Annotated in this window: 14 protein-coding genes; 7 read left to right on the top strand and 7 right to left on the bottom strand. The window is 50.1% G+C overall.

From position 1 onward, the window contains the following. Positions 1-20: 20 nt before the first annotated feature. A complete protein-coding gene (locus tag C1752_RS14165; RefSeq protein ID WP_110986726.1) occupies positions 21-3,536 on the top strand; it encodes an AAA family ATPase in 3,516 nt (1,171 codons plus the stop codon). Positions 3,537-3,577: 41 nt separating this feature from the next. On the opposite strand, the gene C1752_RS14160 is transcribed toward C1752_RS14165, so the two are convergent. After that, complete coding sequence (locus tag C1752_RS14160) at positions 3,578-5,008, bottom strand: NAD(P)/FAD-dependent oxidoreductase (protein ID WP_110986816.1); 1,431 nt, start codon at positions 5,006-5,008, stop codon at positions 3,578-3,580. Between the two features lie 136 nt (positions 5,009-5,144). Here C1752_RS14160 and C1752_RS14155 point away from each other — a divergent pair, with 136 nt between their 5' ends. After that, positions 5,145-6,347, top strand: coding sequence for a lipid-A-disaccharide synthase-related protein (locus C1752_RS14155; RefSeq protein ID WP_110986725.1), 1,203 nt, complete (start codon positions 5,145-5,147; stop codon positions 6,345-6,347). Between the two features lie 32 nt (positions 6,348-6,379). On the opposite strand, the gene C1752_RS14150 is transcribed toward C1752_RS14155, so the two are convergent. Continuing rightward, a complete protein-coding gene (locus C1752_RS14150; protein ID WP_233501598.1) occupies positions 6,380-7,963 on the bottom strand; it encodes a serine/threonine protein kinase in 1,584 nt (527 codons plus the stop codon). 327 nt (positions 7,964-8,290) lie between these two features. On the opposite strand from C1752_RS14150, the gene C1752_RS14145 reads away from it, so the two are divergent. The 4 genes from C1752_RS14145 to C1752_RS14130 all read left to right on the top strand — a co-directional run bounded on the left by C1752_RS14145 (position 8,291) and on the right by C1752_RS14130 (position 11,850). Next, positions 8,291-9,187, top strand: coding sequence for an SH3 domain-containing protein (locus tag C1752_RS14145; RefSeq protein ID WP_158535098.1), 897 nt, complete (start codon positions 8,291-8,293; stop codon positions 9,185-9,187). A gap of 182 nt (positions 9,188-9,369) precedes the next feature. Then, positions 9,370-10,698 carry an S-layer homology domain-containing protein gene (locus C1752_RS14140; RefSeq protein WP_110986722.1) on the top strand — a complete coding sequence of 443 codons (1,329 nt, stop codon included), beginning with the start codon at positions 9,370-9,372 and terminating at the stop codon, positions 10,696-10,698. A 147-nt stretch (positions 10,699-10,845) separates the two neighbouring features. Beyond that, the gene (locus C1752_RS14135) at positions 10,846-11,229 is read left to right on the top strand and encodes an SHOCT domain-containing protein (RefSeq protein ID WP_199464399.1); all 384 of its coding nucleotides are present in this window, start codon (positions 10,846-10,848) and stop codon (positions 11,227-11,229) included. Between the two features lie 81 nt (positions 11,230-11,310). Further along, entirely contained in the window at positions 11,311-11,850 is a 540-nt protein-coding gene (locus C1752_RS14130) for a ComEA family DNA-binding protein (protein ID WP_110986720.1), read from the top strand. Between the two features lie 100 nt (positions 11,851-11,950). Here C1752_RS14130 and C1752_RS14125 read toward each other — a convergent pair whose 3' ends face one another. From C1752_RS14125 to C1752_RS14105, 5 genes are all read right to left on the bottom strand, one after another. After that, entirely contained in the window at positions 11,951-12,064 is a 114-nt protein-coding gene (locus C1752_RS14125) for a photosystem II protein Y (RefSeq protein WP_110986719.1), read from the bottom strand. Between the two features lie 100 nt (positions 12,065-12,164). Then, positions 12,165-12,839, bottom strand: a complete 675-nt coding sequence (locus C1752_RS14120; RefSeq protein ID WP_110986718.1) for a hypothetical protein — start codon at positions 12,837-12,839, stop codon at positions 12,165-12,167. 384 nt (positions 12,840-13,223) lie between these two features. Further along, positions 13,224-13,658 (bottom strand): 23S rRNA (pseudouridine(1915)-N(3))-methyltransferase RlmH, encoded by a 435-nt coding sequence (locus C1752_RS14115; RefSeq protein ID WP_110986717.1) that lies wholly within the window; start codon positions 13,656-13,658, stop codon positions 13,224-13,226. 4 nt (positions 13,659-13,662) lie between these two features. Further along, complete coding sequence (gene rpaB / locus C1752_RS14110; protein WP_110986716.1) at positions 13,663-14,394, bottom strand: response regulator transcription factor RpaB; 732 nt, start codon at positions 14,392-14,394, stop codon at positions 13,663-13,665. A 693-nt stretch (positions 14,395-15,087) separates the two neighbouring features. Continuing rightward, the gene (locus tag C1752_RS14105) at positions 15,088-15,969 is read right to left on the bottom strand and encodes a hypothetical protein (RefSeq protein ID WP_146242341.1); all 882 of its coding nucleotides are present in this window, start codon (positions 15,967-15,969) and stop codon (positions 15,088-15,090) included. 573 nt (positions 15,970-16,542) lie between these two features. On the opposite strand from C1752_RS14105, the gene C1752_RS14100 reads away from it, so the two are divergent. Continuing rightward, entirely contained in the window at positions 16,543-17,919 is a 1,377-nt protein-coding gene (locus C1752_RS14100; protein ID WP_110986714.1) for a UDP-N-acetylmuramoyl-tripeptide--D-alanyl-D-alanine ligase, read from the top strand. Position 17,920 lies beyond the last annotated feature (1 nt).

The raw sequence follows: 17,920 nt of genomic DNA, 5'->3' as shown, positions 1-17,920 counted from the left end.
GGATGAATGCGTAATTCGGTATGACCTTTGAAGAATTATTAGATCAGACCCTTGCGCTCCTTCAGCGTCGAGAACGAATCTCCTACCGGGCACTCAAACGTCAGTTTGATCTAGATGATGATTGGCTCGCGGATTTAGTCTTTGAGCTGGTTCAGGTTCTAGAGGTTGCTGCGGATAAAGATGGCATCATGCTGATCTGGGAAGGACAGGCCGATAGCTCTGGAGCGACTGAGATAAAAGTGCATCCGTCGCTCCAGCCTGTTCCGGTGACGGCGAATCTTTATTCAGCCATTGAGCGTTCGCCAAGTGCTGCTGCTGAGCGCCGCCAGCTTACGGTCATGTTTTGTGACATGGTCAATTCAACGTCTCTGTCTGAACAATTTGATCCTGAAGATCTCCGTGAGATCTTTCTGGCTTACCAGGATTCGATTGGTAAGGTAACTGCTTTGTTCGGGGGCCATATTGCTAAGTTTTTGGGGGATGGACTCTTAATTTATTTTGGTTATCCTCAGGCCCATGAAGATGATGCTCAGCGCGCGGTTCGAGGCGGCTTAGGTATTCTGGAAGCGATTGAACGGTTAAATCGGCGGCTTGAGGATAGATGGGGAGCGACATTAGCGGTTCGGATCGGTATTCATACTGGGTTGGTTGTTGCGGGAGAAATGGGCAACCGAGATTTACGCGAGCCTATGGCGATCGTGGGAGAAGCGCCTAATATCTCCGCTCGGCTGCAGGAGGTTGCTCAGTCCAATACGTTGGTGATTAGCAAGGCAACGAAACAACTCATTGCGGGCTTCTTTGAGTGCCAATTTCTGGGCGAAACGATTCTGAAGGGAATTTCTAAACCTATTAGTACCTACCAAGTTACGCATGAGAGTACGGCTAAAAGTCGGCTTGATGTGGCTGAACAATCTGGTTTGTCTCCGCTGGTGGGTCGAGACAAAGAGTTGGCACTTCTATTGGACTGCTGGGCGCAAGCTAAACGTGGACACTCACGTATCGTTGAGCTTGGGGGAGATGCAGGGATCGGTAAATCTCGCTTGGTGTGGGCTCTGAAAGAACAGGTCGCAGATGAGTCCAATGCATGGCTTTCAGAGCTTCGCGGTTTACCCTACTATCGCAATAGCTCTTTTTACTCGATTATTGAGCAGCTAGAGCAGGTTGTGCTCCGATTTGGGCGAGAGGAAGATACGCAGGCAAAGCTCGCTAAAATTGAAGGGTTTTTGACCCAGTATGGGCTGCCTTTAGAGCAGGGCGTTCCTCTAGTGGCCTCGCTGCTTTCGGTTCCTTTTCAGCCTAGTTATGAACCCTTAGCTCTCACCCCCGAGCGACAGAAGCAGGAAACAATAAAACTGATGGTGCAGGTGCTATTGTTGCGGGCTGCACAACAGCCTGTCCTGCTGGTGATTGAAGATCTGCACTGGATGGATGCTTCCACCTTGAATATGCTGAATCACCTGATCGATAAAGGAGCACAGCATTCTATCTTAATCCTGCTTACCTTTCGGCCTGAATTCACGCCGTCGTGGGAGAATTCCCTTCGCCTTGTTTCTATCCCTCTGATGCCCTTAACCTCCGTACAGGCAGGAACTCTAGTGGGCACGATGGCTGGATCAAAAGTTTTGCCGGGCAAGGTGGTGGATCAAATTGTGGCGAAGACAGATGGTACCCCCCTTTATCTAGAAGAACTGACCAAAACAGTCCTAGAGTTCAATTTCCTCCCGGGCGAAAACAGCGGTGAAGTTGAGGTTTCAGAACGTTCTTTGTTGGCTATTCCTGCAACGTTACAGGATTCTCTGATTGCGCGGCTCGATCGTCTCTCGCGGGTTAAGGAGATTGCCCAACTAGGGGCAACAATTGGGCGCGAGTTCAACTACGAGCTGATTGCAGCGGCGTCCTCTTGGGATTTGGGTGCTTTACGTCATGGCTTAGAGCAGTTGGTTCAGGCTGGCTTGCTCTATCAGCAGGGAATACCGCCTCAGGCGTCGTATCACTTCAAGCACGCTTTGATTCAGGACGCGGCTTACCAGTCTTTACTTAAAAGTCGTAGGCAAAGCTATCATCTCCATATTGCTGAGGTGCTAGAAACTCAGCTGCCGAATGCTCTTGAAGGGCGTTTAGAATTATTGGCCCATCATTATGAGGAGGCCGGTCGGGACGACTCGGCAGTTCTCTACTACATGCAGGCTGGCAAAAGAGCTGTTCTTCGGTCTGCCTGCGTGGAGGCCATTAGTCACCTCACTCAGGGATTGACGTTATTGCAGAAGCTGCCATACACACCTGATCGTGATCAGCGGGAGCTAGAGCTACAAATTTATCTCGCACCGGCTTATATGGCAACGAGAGGATGGGCGGCAACAGAGGTGGAACAAACTTGCGATCGCATCCGTACCCTCAGTCAGACTTTAAGCAATAGTGAGACCCTTGCCACTGCTCTCTGGGGATTGTGGACAAATTACTTTATGCGAGGTGACTTTGATAAAGCCCTCAACACTGCCCGTGATGTTCAACGAAGGGCAACATCCTCTGGTGACCCCAAGCTAGCGATCCTGGCACACCATGCTCTTGGGTATACAGCCTTTTACCAAGGCAACTTTTCCCAGGCCCAAGCCCATGCAGAACAAGGACTTGCACTCTATGATCCAGAGACCGAACAGGAGATTATCCGCACCTTTCAAATGGCTTCCTTTCTGGCGTTCCGAATCTTTTTAGCAGGAAGTCTGTGGATGCAAGGATATCCAGAACAGGCTGAAGCGCAAATCCAGACTGGATTTAAACGATCAGCAGAATTGAGCCATCCCGCCAGTGGTGCCCTGCTTCTAGGGACAAGTTGCTTCTTCTACCACTACGCACAGGATTCTAAGTGGGTCCGAGAGAACACAGAAGCTTTGCTCAAAAGTGCACGGGAGGAGGGATTCTTGTTGTGGGTTGCAGTCGCTGCCATCTATCACGGTTGGTCGCTGACAATCCAGGGGAAAATTGATGCTGGCATCAAAGAAATTGAGGAAGGCGTCGTTCTATTTCGGAAGACAGGGAGTTCCATCACTTTGCCTCACATTATGGTGATGATGGCAGAAGCCTTCTGGACAGCAGGTCGCATAGAGGAAGCCCTCGACATTTTGAATGAGGGGATGCAGGAGGCCAGTCGTCGTCAAGAACACCATATGGAACCAGAGCTTTATCGTCTTAATGCTGAGATTCTAATGACGGAAGCAATGACAGCCGAAGGCGTTGCTGGTGAGCTTTCTTTTTCATTAAGTCTATCTACAGCTCTACAAGAGGCGGAGAGTCTTTTCCAGCAAGCTTTAGATCTCTCTCATACGCAGAATGCTCTGATGCTGGAATTAAGAGCCGCAGTGGGATTAACTCGATTATGGCAAAGCCAAGGCAAAGCTCAAGACGCACACCAGTTCTTGTCAGAGATTTACGACCGATTTACTGAGGGATTGGAGTCTCCCGATTTACAAGCCGCCCGTACTCGTCTTGAAGAGCTTGAGAGAACTGCATCAGACATAGCGCATATGTCTCACCTTTGACATAGAAAACGACGCTCAGGTTTTGGTTACGCAAATGATGCTTAAAGCTGACCTCGTACCGAGGAGGTGGAGACTTCCCCTGATGGGTGGCTAATTCGTTTCGCAATTACTTTCTTCAGAATCTGAGAATGCAAAAGAGAAGTAGGGGCCTTCAGTCGGTGTACGACTTCTAAAAAGGCTTGGTAGACATCACCTTCCTCATTAATTAGACTTACCACTTGATCCATGTACCACTGCAACAGTTTTGTAATGAGGTCCGGTTGATTCCCCACGGTCTGAGGCCAGCGCAGATCTTCCCCTGTTGCCATCAGCCAAGGGGTACGGGTCACAGAGACCAGTTGCTGATGAAAATATCGAGAGAACCCTGTCCATTGGCCTGCGCCGTATCGTTTGTGCTGATGCTGCAGGCACTGGCCAAGGGCAATGGCGCTTTCTGCGGCAATAGTCACACCCTGACCGTAAACAGGGTTGAAGGCGCATATGGCGTCTCCGATGCTGATGAAATTTTCCGGTAACTGAGTTAGCTTCTCATAGTGCCGCTGGCGATTGGCTGTCCCGCGATAAGAATAAATCTTAGAGAGAGGTTCAGCAGCCTTGATGGCCTCATAAATAACAGGACTCCTGAGATGACTGGCAAAGTCGAGAAATCCGGCCTCATTTGTAGAGGGATAATTGTGATTGATGCCCATTAGGGTGACCAGCCAGCGATCGTCTTCCAGTTGAAATAGCGCTCCTAGACAAGGATAGTTTGGAGCCTGAGCCATGACATAGATGCTTTTCCAGTCTTCAAAGAATTCGCACGGACGCCGATACCAACGGCTAGCATAGCCGAGGCCAGAGTCAATAATGGTTTCTTGAGGCGGTGCATAGCCGAGATGTTGCAACCACTGAGGGGCATGAGAATTGCGTCCGCTGGCATCAACGATGAGCTGAGCGGACAACTCAGCGATCTTTCCCTGAGCATCTTTGATCTGAACGGCATGCAGCGCTGCTCGTTGCGGATGGGGGATGAATTGAGTGACGGTGCAGGGCGTTGCCCAGCGTATCCGATCGTTGCGCTCAAGTTGCTGACGGATTACCTGTTCTAGCAGGGTGCGACTACAGAGGGGAGCTTTGATCTCAGAGGGAAACCGAGGTGCCCAGCCCGAGGGGAACATAATGGGACACTCTGCTAACCAATCTATGCGAGTTGCCCCCTGTGCCACTAAAGAGTCGCCAATTCCTGGGAATAGGGTCTCTAAGGAGTGATATCCCTGGGTTAGTAAGATATGGGTATGTTGAGATTGGGGTACCCCTGGACGAGCCTGCGGTTCACTGGGGAGCGGATCGCGTTCTACGATAGTGACCCGTTCAAAGTGGTCGGTCAGCACACGCGCAGCCAGGAGTCCTGCAATACTGCCGCCGATGACGATAGCGTGAGCTGACTCTGGGTGAAGGGCTTGAGTCTGATGCTGTTTCTTTGCTTGGGTCATGGGATTAATGGGCAAGCGATGAATTAGATTCGGATCGTGGATCGGAACCAATGTAGGATGAATCGATTCTCAATCATGCGATCGGTGTCAATATTGTGATTGAGGTGCTTTCTACGTTTGCTGTAATGAGTTTTTTATGCTGAGCCGAACACCTTCAAATTTGCTGGTTCTCAGTAATGGTCATGGTGAGGATCAGGTGGCTGTTCGCATTGTACAGTCTCTGAAAAAGCTCCCTCATTCTCTCGAGATCAAAGCATTGCCGATTGTGGGGGAGGGGTATGCCTACCGGCGGCAGCATATTCAACTGTTAGACGCTGTTCAAATAATGCCGTCTGGTGGGTTTATATACATGGATGGCCGCCAAACGCTCCGTGATTTGCAGGGTGGCCTCTGGCAGCTCACGCGCAGACAGCTTCGAGAAGTCCGACAGTGGGCGAAACAAGGGGGCAAAATCCTGGCGGTGGGCGACATTGTTCCGCTGCTGTTCGCTTGGTGGAGCGGAGCACCCTATGCCTTTGTCGGTACCGCTAAATCTGATTATTATCTGCGCGATGAACGAGGTACTCCTTTACCAAACGTGGGACATCCCTGGTGGCTCAGCGCTTCAGTTTATTTGCCTTGGGAGCGCTGGCTGATGCAGCAGGCTTGCGCTGTGTTCCCCCGTGATTCGTTAACGGCTAAGACCCTTCAAGAATGGCCGATATCGGTGTTCGATGCTGGCAATCCCATGATGGATAATCTGCAGCCCACGGGTCAGCTTGATTTAAGTGCGGTGAAGCATCAGCCGCAGCGGGCTATTCTGCTGCTGCCGGGTTCTCGTCCACCGGAGGCTTATCAAAACTGGGAGCTGATCTTAGAGGCTGTTACATCTCTTCTTCAAAACCGGCTCTTCCTGGCAGCCGTCGCGCCAGGGTTAGAGCGAGCGCCACTGGCAGAAATGTTAGAGAAGTCTGGTTGGCACTGCTTATCTGAGAATATTTGGATTCAGGAAGAGGCAAGGCTGGTGTTGACCGAGCATTTTAATGATTGTTTGGGGCGAGTGGGAGTTGCGATCGCAACCGCTGGCACCGCCACTGAGCAATGCGTTGGCCTGGGAATCCCTGTGATTACACTACCGGGTAAAGGACCGCAGTTCACCGCAGCCTTTGCCGAAGCGCAGTCTCGATTGCTGGGCCACTCCATCTTCAACCTAGAGCATCCGCACCAGGTACCTGAGGCTCTCCAGCAGATTGACCAAGCAGACCCGCAGCAGTGGTATGAAAACGGCCTGCAACGCATGGGGCGCAGCGGCGCATCAGAACGGATCGCCGCTATTCTGGCCGAGGAATTGCTTTTCTAACTGGCCTCAAAAACAGCGCCAAGAGCAAGGCTCTAGAGCCTTGACTGAATCTTTGCCTTGACGCTTTGATACTTCTCGCGCAAAAACTGCTTGCTCTGGGCCGGTGTGCCCGTTGAGGTTTTGCCGTGGGCCATTGTCAGCCAATCAGAAAGATGCTTCCGCTGCGGCTCAGGGATACTGACCGTTGCTACATTAGCGGGGCGGCTGGGTGACTGCAGCCCAAACATCAGTAGATGATAGTAGCCAGCAGAGCTCAAGAGCTGAGTCATATAGCGTCCCTGCTGATCTTTGAGATCGATATAACAGGGCATCCATTTGGGCCCCTGCTCACGGCTGAAGATAGACGTAATCCACAGCAACATGGGATGGGGCGCAAACGTACATAAAAAATGGCAGTGACGAGTATTCAGCATCCGCTGCTGAATTTCCTCTGGGGCAAGCATTACCCATAAAGCTGCGGCATCTTGTTGTGCACACTTCAACGTCTGAGGGAAGGCGATCTTCGCCTGCGGTATGTTCTCGGGCCAAGTTGAGTGCCAAGCCACATCCTCTGCTGACTCAAAGGTGACCAGGGTTTGATGGGCGGGCGACTGCTGCTGCTGCTCTATCTGCGCTGCAATCTTGACTAACTCAGGGATGGTATCTGTTGGTTGAGACAGTTTGGCAATGCCAGATTGACTGACTGTTCTCAAGACCTCTCGAATCTCTTCAACGTTCTGGGGACGCTGCTCAGGTTGCTTTGCTAAGCAAGCCATGATCACTTCTTCTAGGGGCGCAGGAATTTCTAGGTGGGGATCTGCCTGAGAAAAGCGGCGAGGCTGCTGCTGGCAATGGGCGCGGTGCCATAGATCAAAGGTGTCCACCTCTGCTTTGATGGGCAGGTCTCCCGTCAGCGACTCAAACATTGTGACGCCAAGGCTGTAAATATCTGAGCGTGAGTCCGGTTGCTGCCCTGAGATCTGTTCGGGAGAACCGTAGGCGAGGGTGCCCATGAAGGGCTGGGTTGGGCCATCTTTAAGGGTTTGATTCAGAAAATCAGCAATACCAAAATCTAGGAGTTTTGCCAGCTCCCCGAGGCTCTCGTTGTGGGTGACGAAAATGTTGCTGGGCTTAATGTCTCGATGAATGACTTGATAGAGGTTGCCATCTACATTGATGCCTTGATGGGCACAGTGCAGGCCAGAACAGACTTGCCCCATCAATTTCAAAAATCGGGCTAATGAGAGCGACTTCACCTGCAAGAGTTGTTCAAGGTTGATGCCTTCAATGCATTCCATCACATAGAACGGCATCTGCTCCTCGTGCAGGCCATAGTCAAGTACCCGAACAATATGTAAGCTTTGATGCCCTAACAGCGCACCGGCCCGTGCTTCTTGAGCAAACTGCTGCGCCATTTTTTCGCTGAGTAGCGTCTGTGACAGAAACTTAACGGCTACAGTAACGCCGCCCAAGAGCTGGTCTTCGGCACGATAAACACTGCCCATTGATCCCTGGCCTACCATTTCTGTCAGACGGTAACGATCGATGAGCAGCATCCCAGGTTTCAGATCGCACAGGCTTGTTTGAGCCTTAGGAGCGGCTGGCTTCTTACGTAAAAGTGTGTGAAGTAAATCCATAACAGTATTAGTGTGCCCTCTGAGCTGCTGCTATCCTCCGTTTTGCAGCTTAATTTGTAGAAATATCAGCTTAAAGATTAGGTTTCTCTAGCGGGTAAAATCTTTGGGCGTGAGGCGGCTAAAAGTCAGGGATTCAGACCCTACAAGGTTGAATTGCGAAAAAGTGCGGTAGCCTAACGCGGACCAAAAAAAGACTGACGCTGCTCATAACTGTTGCCGATTGCCCGGTATGCTACAGAACGATAGCTATCTTTTCAAAGGGAACAAAGCATCATCAACAACGACGATTAGACAAACACCAATGATGGCTTTAGGAGGGATATGGCCATGCTCCGCTCAACGCTGATTGCTAGTCTGATGCTCAGCGCTCTTGCTGGTGCCGCATTTGAAGTCAGGGCAATCGAATCCGAGGTGAAGGCCGCTAGCGTATCGCTAGGTCGTCAGCAGGAATTAGCTTTTCCTGCTGAGATAGATGGGGCAGAGCTGATTGTCGCCCCAGTGCTTTATGCTCAGACAACTCCGCAAACGGTTCAGGTAGAGCGGGGCGGGGCGCAAATCTATACCCAGCCCGAAAGTAACTCGCAAGTCATTGGTGAATATCGAGCGGGAGTGGTTCTATCGCCGCGTTTGCGGCTTTTTAATCCTGAGGGGCAAGCCTGGTTAAGAGTGGGAGACCACTGGATTGCAGAAGAATCTGTGATGGTTCTAGAGGGAGAAACTGCGGCTGCTCCTCCCTCGAAGCGACCGACCCCCATCGACTTGCCTACCCCTGCCTCTGCAGCCTCTCCACCGACCATAACCCCGCAACAGTCTGGTGGTGCTCAACAGCCGACGCCGACAGCGCCTTCTCCACAGCCCGCTGCTGCACCCGTGATAGCTAAACCCAAGCCTGTTGTTAAGCCCCAACCAAAACCTCAACCAAAGCCCCAGCCTACTGCAGCAAAACCACAGCCTCAGGCGAAACCACAGCCTAAAGCAACGGCTAAATCCTCAGGCTCCAGAAAGGCCGTGCTGATCACCAAGGATCCCAAGGCTCAGGTTAATGTGAGGACCGCCAATAATTTGCAGTCTGATGTGATTCATGCCGGTATTGCTGGGGATCAGGTTCAAATTCTAAAGAGTCAGCCGGGGCAAGGGGGCTATACCTGGTATCAGGTAAAGTTCCCGGTTGCTAAGGTTCAAGGCTGGGTGCGGGGTGACTTTATCAAGCTGGGTGCTCAGTGAGACATTTGCGCTCAATTCTTAGATAAAGATTTTCTCTGATTGCCACTATTAAGCTTGACATTATTAAATAATCAGCAAGATTCAGGGCTTGCTGAAACTCTCAGTAGTAGTTTGAGGGTGCATTAATCTACCTGTTCAGTGAGTTTTGTTCACTGACTTCAAAGTTTTAGAGGAGTTTGAGCATGTTCCAGTATTCACGTCAGGTTGCCAGCGGTTTTGTGGGGGCTGCTTTGGGATGTTCGGTACTTGCGATCGCATCCACCACTGTGGCCCAGCCTAACCAGCCAGCAGCATCTGCCCAATTTTCAGACGTGAATGCCAACTACTGGGCGCGCCCCTTTATTGAAGAGTTGGCCTCTAAAGATATTATTAAGGGCTTCCCCGACGGTTCATTTAAACCCAACGAGCCTGTGACGCGAGCCCAGTTTGCTGCGATTGTACGCCAAGCCTTCGATCAACCTAAAATCCGTCGAGGGAATCGCTTCAGTGATGTTGACGCTAATTTCTGGGCGACACCTGCCATCTCACAGGCCTACACTACAGGCTTCCTGTCTGGATACCCAGGCAATGAATTCCAGCCGAAACAGCAAATTCCTAAGGTACAGGCACTCGTGGCTTTAGCCAGTGGACTGCAGCTAGAGCCACAGGGTCAGATTGCAGAGAGCTTGGGCGTCTTCAGCGATGCTGCGCAGATTCCTGACTATGCTAAGTCGGGCATTGCCGCGGCCACTGAAACCGGAATCGTGGTTAATAACCCCAACGTCAAATTTCTCAACCCCAACGATAATGCCACCCGTGCTGACATTGCCGCCTTTGTCTATCAGGCTTTGGTCAACCAGAAGCAACTCGAACCCCTTGCAAAAGCTGACAGAGCCAATCGCTTTATTGTTAAGGGTCTTTCGACGCCTACGGCCAAGACACAGGCAACTCCCGCCACCGTCGCGAAGGGGACTGGACGACTGATGGCTAGCGGAACGAAGATTAATCTCAAGTACATTGGCTCTGATAAAGCGAAGCTCGTGCTCGCACCCGGAGAGACCCTGCCCGTGAGCTTTGGCGTGGCAAACAATGTGGTCAATGCTCAGAATGTTGTTTTGATCCCGAAGGGCAGCACTATCTCTGGTCAAATTGTTCCGTTTACCGTTAATTCAACAACGGGGGCGCAGTTTGTGGCGCAAACGCTGAAGGTTGGCGCTAACAGCTATCCCATCAGTGCCATCTCGAATCCAGTGGTGCCAGCTGCTCGGCAAAGCGTTACGCCGACTGCCGTGCAAGACAGTTTGACCACGACAGCTGCTAGAACTGCGCTCGGTTCCATCTTGGGGGGCGGGGGCTTGAATCCAACTTCGATTCTGACGAATGTTTTGCTTAATCAGGGTGCTCAATCATTGAGAACCACTGGCTCTGCGCCAACCACGACAGACAGCGTGATCATTCTCGATCCGGCCCAACTTGTGTTAACGACACAGGCTGATGTGAATTTGGCGGCGGCTAAGACGCCTGGCTCCTAATCTCTAGAGTCAATCGCAATTGTCTCAGCCGAGAATCAATCCCTTGCAGGGGCAGTCAGTGATGCTGCCCCTGCTTGCAGTGGGCTTCAGCCCACTGCAAGCAAACTCGATATGCTACAAATAAGCCACCCCTTTCTCGATCTTGTTATGAGCCAGCCGAAGAATCGAATGATTGCCTGCATCTTGGCATTGGCTGGGGTCATGCTGCCGGGGCTGCACAAGTTTTACTTGGGGCAGGTGCGTTGGGGCCTCGTGTATTTCATCCCGGGACTGCTATGGGCTACGTTCCCCATTGGCCTATTGGTCAGGATTGCCAGTCTCTGTGATGCGCTGCTCTATTTTGCCCAGGGAGAGGATCGCTTCAATACCGCCTTTAATCCTGAGTGGCAAACGGTTGCCGGAACGTCGAGTGCTGAACCGGAGAAAATAGGTGCGATCGCAACTGCCCTCCGACAGCTCGACGGGTTGCGACAGGAAGGACTGATCACAGACTATGAATTTGAACAGCAGCGGCGGCAGCTTTTAGGGTAGAGCGAACCCGCTTCCGTATTGGGCCACAGTCCAGTGACCTTCTGTTAAACTGCTGAACAATCCTGCCGTCACTTTTCAATCATGCTCAAGCGGCTTTCTTCCTCTTCTTTCACATCGACTGCTGCCGAACGTCTGCAGCAGAAGTTAATCGATCCCTACTATCGGTTTAGCTCTCTATCAGAAGTCCAATTGGCTGCTGAACTCGGCATCCGTATTGACGTTAATAAGGCGGGGATCGATGATTGGCTGCGACTCCCCGGCCTTTCTATTCACCAAGCGCGAACCCTCGTGCAGCTGACTCAAGGTGGCGTACAGTTTTATGCCATTGAAGATCTGGCGATGGCGTTGGGAATGCCGCCCCCACGACTGCAGCCTTTAGCCCCGATACTGCTGTTTTGCTTTTACGATGCTGAAAGTGCCTACGAACCACAGCGCATTAATCCTAATACAGCCTCAGTGGAGCAGCTTCAGCAGGTTCCTGCTATCACGACTGCTGTTGCCCAAGCCATGACTCGCGATCGCATCTCCGCTGGCCCTTATCAAAACCTCGCTGACCTGCAGCAGCGCCTAGCTCTACCGGGGCCAGTGATTCAAGACTTACTACCTTACCTGCGGTTTTGAGGGAGCAGTAAGAAACCTCACCCAGGCCACAGGCATAAAAAAATGGCTGCCCATTGAAGGTTGAGGCAGCCGAAAATGTTAGGAGTGATGGGTCGAAGTTCTACTTATCGAGCATACCCTGTATCTGATTGAGGGCAGCAGGCAAAATTCGGAAAACGGCCCAGCTAACGGCGATTAGTACTGGAGCTATAACGATCAGTAAACGAAAATCCATCCTAGATGTCCTCAATTAAAGCTGCTTTAAAGTGCTGTAAACCCATTGTCCTATAATCCGTCAAATTTTGAAATTCTATCCTCAATATTTTGCACATCTGCTACCCAAGAAAAGTACTCCAGCCGTAAACAACGCCGACGCCGCAAACCATGAGTCTTCCTAGGCGAAACTTTACGTTTGCCCGATCTCCGAGGTGCCAAAAGAGCCAAAAAGCGGCTTGGTAAGCAGCAAGACTAATGATAATCTGCCCGATTAAGAAGCCCAGCAAATAAACTGCTGTGCCCGTGCCCCAGGGTATCAAAGCTCTGTACGAGTCAGAGGTGAGGGGTGTGAGCCCAGTGCCTTCCATGACGGTGTGCCAGTGACTGCTCCCGGCGAAGAGCAGACTACAGGCTACTGCACCTGAAAGCGCAATCCAATTGTCAGAGAAAGAATGTCTGCGGGTCAATTCCCATCCGCCGAAGAGAGCCGCCAGTGCCACCCCTAAAGTCGTTAGAGGTAAACCAAGATGGATACAGGCCACTCCCGCTGTCGCACTTAGTGCCCATAAAACCGGGAGTTCCATGCCCTTCCCGAGGGCGAGAATACCTGCAGTGGTGAATAGCGTCAGAGATGTCACGCTTGTCAGTGGCTCGGCGATTCCGGCCAGCAGGATGGGGTGAACTGTGAACGTAGAATGATGGCAATAGATGAAAGCTAGCGTGACCAGCAAACCCAAGCGAAGAATGCTTAGGGGCGTTTGGCAGTAGAGAAACAACTGACGAAAACGATGCATAAATCCAAACAAAACTGAGATCTTGGGGGCAGATACATCTAAAAACGGGGCATAAGCCCGACTGGTTTTGCAAAACGCTGTTTAAATTTTTTCAGGTAATTGAATCCCTTGAATGCTTTAGAGCGCGCAGTTAGAAGGCTGGTTTCCCAGCAAGGCGCTGACGTGCGATTTAGCTGTATAGCATTACCCAGCTAAGTTAGGACAGCCTTTCTTTAGCACAGAAGCGTTTCAGCTATTTTTATGTCCTAATCAATACGTGTACCGCTATATTTGGCGGTTGCCCCCCCACCAAAACCAATAATTGTTTGCCCAGCCTATCATCGCCAACTCAATCTGGGTAGGTTTTGCCTCCTCCATCGATTCGATGGCCATTGAGAGCTAAGCCTACTTGTGATAGCTACCGCCTTGCAGAATGTTCTTTGCGCGATAGAGCTGCTCCACCAGCATCAGCCGAGCCAGCTCGTGGGGGAAGGTCATGGGTGAGAGACTGAACTGTAGTGCTGATTTCTGTTTAACCAATTCACTGAGTCCTTCGGCACTACCAATCATAAACACAAGCCTATGGGAAGGAGCTTGGCTTAGATAATGAGCAAAATCCACGGAGGTATAGGTTTTACCTGCTTCTGACAAAGCCACAACTGAATCGTTCACGGTGGTTAGGGAGAGAAGCTGCTCCCCCTCTTTGTCGGGGTTAGAGTCTTTGATTTCCTGAATTTCCAGTTCTGGTAAACGCGGAACGTACATCTCTAGTCCCTGCCGAATCCAGACTTTTTTGACCTTGCCCACGGCAATCAGTTTGACCTTCGGGAAAGCACTCATCGGACTAGGCGCTAACGGCAGGTGTCTGTCCCACGGGCTGACAGTAATAGCCGGTCCCCCAGTCAGTGTGGATAAACTCGGGTTCTTTAGGATTGTCGCCAATTTTAGAGCGCAGGCGTGAGACATTCACATCCACGACGCGCAAATCTGCATACTGGTGGGGAGCATAGCCCCAAACGCGCTGCAGAATCTCAGAACGCGATACGGTCTTGCCCGGATTCGTGACCAACAGCTCCAAAACATCGAATTCCATTCCCGTCAAGGCCAGCCGCTCATCTGCAAGGTAGGCCTGTCGCTTTCGCAGATCAACCCGTAGAGCACCCAGCTGAATAATTCCGTTGGTCTGGCTCTCAGCACCCGATTCGCTCTGGGTACGGCGCAAAATAGCTTCAATTCGTCCCTCTAGCTCTTTTGGGGAAAAGGGCTTTGATAAATAGTCATCTGCACCCAGCTCTAAGCCTTGGATGCGATCGCCCACATCTCCCAATGCTGACAAAATAATAATGGGGATATCTGTCGTCTTGCGCAGCTCTTGACAAACCTGGAGACCGTTGAGCTTTGGCATCATGATATCCAAAACAACGAGGTCGGGAGCCTGCTCCTCAAAGACCTGGAGGGCTTCTTCTCCGTCCACTGCCACAGATACTTCATATCCTTGCATCGTTAGACGAGTTGCCAGTATGCGACGAATCGTTGACTCATCATCAACGACTAAAACCTTTTGCTTATAACTCACTCAGAATTCCTATGCTTCTTGAAATACACTCAAAAATGTTGGGTTGAAAACCGAGAATCAAGCAACTTGGCGGAACGGCTAGACAACAGCGGCGCTCTCTCGCCAGACTCAAACCGGCTGCCTGTGATTTAGTCACAAATAGACACAGAGATTTACACTTCTCAACTTAATCATACCGTCTGTCTGTCTTCTGTGGGATAGCTGAGGGTTAACAATCGTGCCTTATTTGGGGATATCTGAACCTTAGGTGAGGGGTGTCAGGCGAGGGGGGTGTCGACTTTGCGGAGCATAAGGCTCAGGTCATGGAGCGATCGCCAGATATTTAAGGTGGGATGCACGGTCAGCCAACCAGGGGCATGCCTCTGCATCAGTGAAAACTCTTTCTTCTTCGGGGTGCATAGCTTTCAAGAAGTCGATCAGTAGCAAAGAGTGAGGGTTACAGGCTAATCCTTCGGGAGTATCCCACTTTGGTCTCTGGCGATTTTAATCCCAGCTAGAAAGACCAAGCCTGCTTGTGCAGGCCAAAGATGATGCGTGAGTCCGCCTGGACTTCTTCTATGCAGCCGCGATTTCAATCGCTAGGCATTTCTGTGAAAATGGGATGCTCCCAGTCCTTCTGCTCAAAAAATTTCTGCTTAAAAAATTGTTATAGGCCTTATGGAAGAATTTTTGATAGATTTTCAAGCCTAGATATTAGTGGGATGAACTTTCTATTAATTGGGTTATATTTGTGACGTTATTCTCTATGGAATCAGATAATAGATGGGCTGTTAAATTTTTTCTAGAATTATTCCTCTGGGATGCTAGGTACGTAATTTTAGGAGAAAAGAAGTCTTGCTTCTTGATGGCAAAATTATTCATCAATCCCAGAGCGAAGTGCCCGCTTGACGATATAACAATATCAGCGCTAGCAATTTGTTTGATTGCCTCAAGCGATAATTCCACCTCTTCCCCATAGATGATCTGACTGGCTCCTGAAAACTTTCTGTGAAAATATTTTCTGTACTTTGACTTTAAATCTCTGATTGTGGATTTATTGAAGTTGAGATTGAACGATTTTAGATACTCAACAAGCTCTCTTTTTCCTGAGATATAGTCAAATGATGTGCTATAGCCATCTGTAACGACAATGATTTCAATGGTCTCGCTGATCTCTTGGCATAGACGTTGAGAGAGAAGAGAAAAGTCTGATAGGTGGTCATGCCGGTAGTGAGTAGTTTGCTCAGATAAGTTAATGAATCCTTCTTGGTTGATTGCATAGCACCAAGGAATAAAAATCTTTTCTGGAAGTAACTCTAGATTTGCAACGTCACCTAGTCTAATATGAAATAAAATTTTCTTCTGATGTTCTTCTTGTTGCGTCTTTTTGATATGATATAAACTTTTTAGCTGAGCTGAAAACTGATTGTTTAAGTAGTTTCCATTGTGGCTATCTAAATATTTGACTGAACGATAGCATACTGGCATTGGAGTCTCAAAACAGAGAGATCTTTTTGCTTCTGGACTTTTAGCTCTCTTTTGAATATGCTCTAGAAAAAGTAATAGAGACTCTGTCTTGGAGCTAGATATTGTCAAGAGATCTTTGTCTTGGATTCTAGCTATATCTGTTATGCCAATGTATTGATAAATTTCTAGATACCCTTCTCGGTGAGACTTCTGACTTGTCAGAGAAGCCTCTCTGATACCGGAAAATTTTAGGCCAAGTCGTTCGCATATTTTTGCGGAAACATTAGCGTTGAGCAGTTGGTCGCCTAGGCCAGCGTCTCTTAGGGTAATAGAGTAGCTGGTTATATTCCTAAGCTTCAGCTGTGTCCGTAGGAGGAAAAACCGTTGCTGAAGTCTGAACTTGACCCATAAGTGCTTGCTCCAGTATCTCAGGGAGTTCAGAGTTTCTGTTGTGAACCTGTGCACTGTCTGCATTTGGCTTGTCTTTTCTTTCTGTTGTTCAAATCTTCACTGTGTTGTTGTGGGCCGCTAGATCTTGCCGTCACTTGTTGGGTGATTGTGTCTATCTATATCGCTGAATAGGTGCAAATAGGGGGAATGACAATATCGTGGCTTTAAAGTGCCTTGAGGCAGTGGAGAATCTGTTCTAGAAACGTCTTTGAGTGATAAATTACAGGTCTGTTCCACCATGTGTTTGTCGATATGGCGTTCCGTGCTACTTTCGCGCAGATTATAGAAATATTGCAGGCAACGCCTGTTAACTTCGAGAGCTCTCAGCTTCAGAGGTCTGCGGATGGTTTAACGACGGATACCCGTGAACTGAATTCAGGCTCCGTTTTTCTAGCTTTACGAGGCGAAAGTTTTGATGGGCATCGGTTTATTGGGCAGGCGATGGAGAAAGGTGCGATCGCAACTATCGTAGACACCCCTACAGAAACTGACATCCCCCAACTCCAGGTGCCTGATACCTTAGCGGCCTACCAAGCTTTAGGTCGCTGGTGGCGACAGCAGTTCCAAATCCCAATTATTGCGATTACTGGCTCCGTGGGCAAGACCACAACCAAGGAGCTGATTGCATCCGTTCTTGGTACGGCTGGTCACGTCCTCAAGACCGAGGCCAACTATAACAATGAGATTGGCGTGCCCAAAACGCTGTTGAGACTGACCCCAGAACATGACTATGCCGTGATTGAGATGGGGATGCGGGGGCGAGGTGAAATTGCGGAGTTGGCTCAAATTGCCCAGCCTGATATTGCCGTAATCACTAACGTTGGTACTGCCCACATCGGCCGCCTAGGCTCGCGTGAAGCGATCGCAGAAGCTAAATGTGAGCTATTTGCAGAGATGCCCGATTCAAGCCTCGCGATTTTGAATGCTGATTTACCGCTGCTCATGTCCACGGCTAAACAGGTTTGGCAGGGCGACCTAATCAGCTACGGTCTGACGGCAGGAGATTTGCAAGGACATTTGATCGACGCGCAAACGATAGAGCTAGAGGGGGAATCCTATCCGCTGCCGCTGGAGGGAGAGCATAATGCGCTAAATTATTTGGCCGCAGTTGCGATCGCACGTCATCTAAAACTCGATCTAGCCCCACTTAAGCAGGGAATCACCGTCAACCTCCCAGGAGGACGCGCTCAAAAGATCAACCTGCCCAACGATGTTGTGCTATTAGATGAAACCTACAACGCAGGTCTTGAATCAATGACAGCAGCGCTGAAGCTCCTTGCCAACACACCAGGTAAGCGCCACATCGCTGTGTTAGGCCCTATGAAAGAACTGGGTGATCATGCAGAAGCCCTCCATAGAGAAATTGGAGAGCTGGTAAAGACCCTGAACCTTGATCAGCTTTTGATTTTAGATCGGGGCTTTGAAGGAAATGCCCTAGCTCAGGGTGCTCAATCTATCCCAACGCAACAATTTGACAGTCATGACGCTCTCATTGACTATCTAGAGAAAGCCATTCTGAAGCCCGAAGGGCAGCCTGTCAGCGGTGATCGCATTTTATTCAAGGCTTCTAACTCAGTGGGCCTCAATCGTGTCGTCTCAGGCTTGAAAAATAGACTTGCAAAGGCATAAA

Origin of the sequence: Acaryochloris thomasi RCC1774 (assembly GCF_003231495.1) — a bacterium.
Lineage (GTDB): Bacteria > Cyanobacteriota > Cyanobacteriia > Thermosynechococcales > Thermosynechococcaceae > RCC1774.
This window is presented reverse-complemented; position numbering and strand designations above follow the sequence as displayed.